This is a genomic window from Tardiphaga sp., from assembly GCF_025356345.1.
Classification (GTDB): Bacteria; Pseudomonadota; Alphaproteobacteria; order Rhizobiales; family Xanthobacteraceae; genus Tardiphaga.
Window position 1 is genome coordinate 1 of sequence record NZ_JANXTC010000347.1, and the last position, 3,323, is coordinate 3,323.

4 protein-coding genes are annotated in these 3,323 nt (G+C 62.7%); all 4 read left to right on the top strand.

What is annotated here, in order from left to right:
• Nucleotides 1-708: ABC transporter permease (locus Q0S16_RS21115; protein ID WP_295852613.1), on the top strand; the 708-nt coding region annotated here is incomplete at its 5' end.
• Nucleotides 709-746: 38 nt separating this feature from the next.
• Complete coding sequence (locus tag Q0S16_RS21120; RefSeq protein WP_295852615.1) at nt 747-1,931, top strand: prolyl oligopeptidase family serine peptidase; 1,185 nt, start codon at nt 747-749, stop codon at nt 1,929-1,931.
• A 49-nt stretch (nt 1,932-1,980) separates the two neighbouring features.
• The gene (locus tag Q0S16_RS21125) at nt 1,981-3,066 is read left to right on the top strand and encodes an ABC transporter substrate-binding protein (RefSeq protein WP_295852618.1); all 1,086 of its coding nucleotides are present in this window, start codon (nt 1,981-1,983) and stop codon (nt 3,064-3,066) included.
• Nucleotides 3,066-3,323, top strand: a 258-nt coding sequence (locus Q0S16_RS21130; protein WP_295852619.1) for a hypothetical protein, incomplete at its 3' end; no start/stop codon positions are given. The genes Q0S16_RS21125 and Q0S16_RS21130, both read left to right, overlap by 1 nt.

Sequence of the window (3,323 nt, forward strand, 5' to 3'; positions counted from 1 at the left end):
CCCAGTTATATCCTGCCGCCGCCGAGCCAGATCTGGACGGCGCTCGTCCGCGGACTGAACTACGGCCTGAACGACCGAGGCGGCTACTGGCTGCACGCAAGGGTGACGCTTACGCAGGTCCTGCTCGGCTTCTTCTTCGGCAGCGGCGCTGGACTGTTGCTTGGTACGATCATCTCGCAATTCCGCCTGCTCGAGGCGACATTGCGCATCTACCTGATTGCGATCCAGAGTCTCCCGAAGATCGCGCTCGCGCCTATCATCGTGATGTGGTTCGGATTCGGCGTAACGTCGAAAGTTGTGATCATCGCGCTGCTGACCTTCTTCCCGTTGCTGGTGACCAGCCTTGCCGGTTTCCGCGCCGTCGACCGCGAGCGGCTCGAACTGATGCGGGCGCTGGGCGCCGGCTCCTGGATGATCTTCTGGAAGGTCCGAGTGCCATCGGCTTTGCCGTACATTTTCGCCGGTCTCGAAATGGCGTCGGTATTCTCCATCGTGGGCGCGGTGGTCGGCGAATTCGTCGGTGCGCAGCAGGGGCTGGGCACGCTCATCATGTCGATGACCGCGCAAATGGATATGTCCGGCACCTTCTCGGTCTTCATCATCCTTTCGCTGATTGGCATCGGCATGCATGCCGGCCTGCGCGCGATCCAGCGGCGCGTGCTGTTCTGGTCGGAGACCGAAGCTACCGACGTCACGCCGGGCGCGTGACGCGAACGGCCAACAAGCAGAAACCAGAGGAAACGTCCATGCTGAAAAACGATCCGGCTTTCCTGTTCTTTCCCGACAGCTATCGCTGGTCGACCGGCCTCTTGCTCTGCCTTGGGGGCGCGCCGTGGGGCGGCGCCGAGATCAACGAGGTCTACCGCGTCGGCACCGCTCTGCGCGACAAGGTCGGCGATGACGACGCTTGGTTCGATGAATGGACCAGGATGGGCGAGAAGGTCGAGGCCCGCGGCCGCGCGGCCCTGGCGCGCGGCAAGAAAGTCACAGCGATCTCCTGCCTGCTGCGCGCAAGCCATTATTACCAGACCGGCGAGCGCTTCCTGCATCCCAAGTCGGAGCGCGGCTCGGATTTCTATCGCAAGTCTGTGCAGGCATTTCGCGACGCGGCCGAGATGATGACGCGGCCGCGCATCGAATTCGTCGAGGTGCCGTACGAGGGTAAATCGCTACCGGCGATCCTGGTGCATCCTGATCCGGATGTGGCGCGTGGCAAGCCCGCGCCGGCCATGGTGTTCTTCGACGGCTTCGACGTCACCAAGGAACTGCAATATTTCTTCGGGGTCGCCGATCTCGCCGCGCAAGGCGTCGGCTGCCTGATCGTTGACGGCCCCGGCAACGGCGAGAGCGTGCGTTTCCGCGACCTGCCGTTGATCGCCGAAACCGAGCGCTACGGCACGCCCGCCTACGAATATCTTGCCGCGCGGCCGGAATTCGATAACAAACGAATCGGCGTAATGGCTATCAGCCTCGGCGGCTATTACGCGCCTCGCGCGGCGTCGCTGGAGCCGCGCTATGCTGCCTGCATCGCGTGGGGCGCGCAGTGGGACTATCACGACACCTGGAAGCGACGCTTCGAACTATTGGATTCCGGCAAGTTGCCATCGCTGTCGGTGCCGCCCGAGCATCTCGCCTGGGTGATGGGCACGAGCACGCGCAAAGAGGCGATGACCAAGCTGGAGGGTTTCAAGCTCGACGGCATCGTGCAGAAGATGACGTGCCCGTTCCTGATGCTGCACGGCGCGCACGACCAGCAGATCCCGCTCGAACTCGCGCAGAAATGCTTCGACGCGGTGGGGTCGGAGAACAAGACCATGATCGTATTCGAGGCCGAAGACGGCGGCCACCACCATTGCCAGGTCGACGACCTCACAGCCGGCGTCTACGCCATGTGGGACTGGGTGACCGACGTGCTGAAACCGGGCACCTAGGGCCGATACCGCGCGCGCTTCGACGATTAATAACCACTCGGAGGATCATATGCTGACAAGACGCGCCTTCACCACTTCGCTCGCCTCGGTCGGCGTCACCATGCTGTCGGTCCACCGGAGCACGGCGCAGAGCCTGCCGACGATCCGGCTCGGCAACGCCGCGGGAATCATCGATCCCCAGCTGATCTTCATGACCATGGGGCAGCATCCCAAGATCGACTATTACAAGCAGGAAGGCTGCGCGCTCGACATCATCAACATGAGCGGCTCGGGCCAGACTATGCAGGCGATCATCGCCGGGCATGTCGAGACCTCGTCGCTGGCGCCGATCGCCTATCTGCCGGTGTTCGCCAAGAATCCCAATGTCGACGTGGTCTACGTCTACGCCTGGCTGCGCTCGCCGCACTGGGGCGTCGCGGTCAAGCCCGACAGCCCGATCAAGTCGCTGCAGGATCTCAAGGGCAAGAACATCGGCATCCGCAACAAGGGGGATACCGGCTATTTCGGCGCCGTCGGCATGCTGAAGGAAATCGGCATGGATCCCGACAAGGACGTCGAGTGGATTTCGGTCGATCAGGGCGGACCGGCCGGCGACGCGCTTTATCGTGGCCGCGTCGATGCGATGGCGTTCTGGGACGGTGGCTTCGCGCGGATCGAAACTGCGGGTTTTAAGCTGCGCTACCTGCCGAATTCGCCGGGCATGCAACAACTATTCGGGCAGGCCTATTGCATCCGCCGCTCCGACTTCAAGAAGAACCGTGACGTCTATGTCCGATTCTTCCGCGCGATGGCGAAGTCGACGGTGTTCGCCTATGCCGACACCGACCTCGCTATCAAGCTGCACTGGGACCTCTACCCGGAGACCAAGCCGAAGGGAAAGAGCGACCAGGAAGCGATGGCCGATGCGCGCGTGGTGGTGAATTCGCGCCGCGACAAATGGATGCCCGCGCCCTGGCAGAGCGACAAGCGCTTTGGCGCGATGAACGCCGACGAATGGCGCGCGCAGCTTAAGTTCCTCGGCCTTGAAGGCACGGTTCAGAACGTCGATCCGATCTTCAGCACCGACATCATCGACGACGTCAACAATTTCGACCGCGACAAGGTGCTGGCGCTGGTGAAGACGCTGAGCACCTGATGACGCTGCCCCTCTTTCTCGACGAGGCCGCGATCGCGCCGTTGATCGATATGGCTGATGCCATCGGCTGTCTCGAACAGGCCTTTAGGCGGTGGCGCGATCCGGGCGTCGTCAACATGCCACGTTCGCGGGCACGGCCGCCGCAAGGCGTTCTCAATCTCATGGGTGCAGTCGACGCCGCGGCGGGCGTATACGGCCACAAGTCGTATTTTGCCACGCCGCAGTCGGTTCGCTTCCACATCGCGTTGCATTCGACG

Excerpts from the sequence above, each read along its gene's own strand:
- Q0S16_RS21120 (WP_295852615.1), top strand. The coding sequence starts at position 747 with ATGCTGAAAAACGATCCGGCTTTCCTGTTCTTTCCCGACAGCTATCGC.
- Q0S16_RS21125 (WP_295852618.1), top strand. The coding sequence starts at position 1,981 with ATGCTGACAAGACGCGCCTTCACCACTTCGCTCGCCTCGGTCGGCGTC.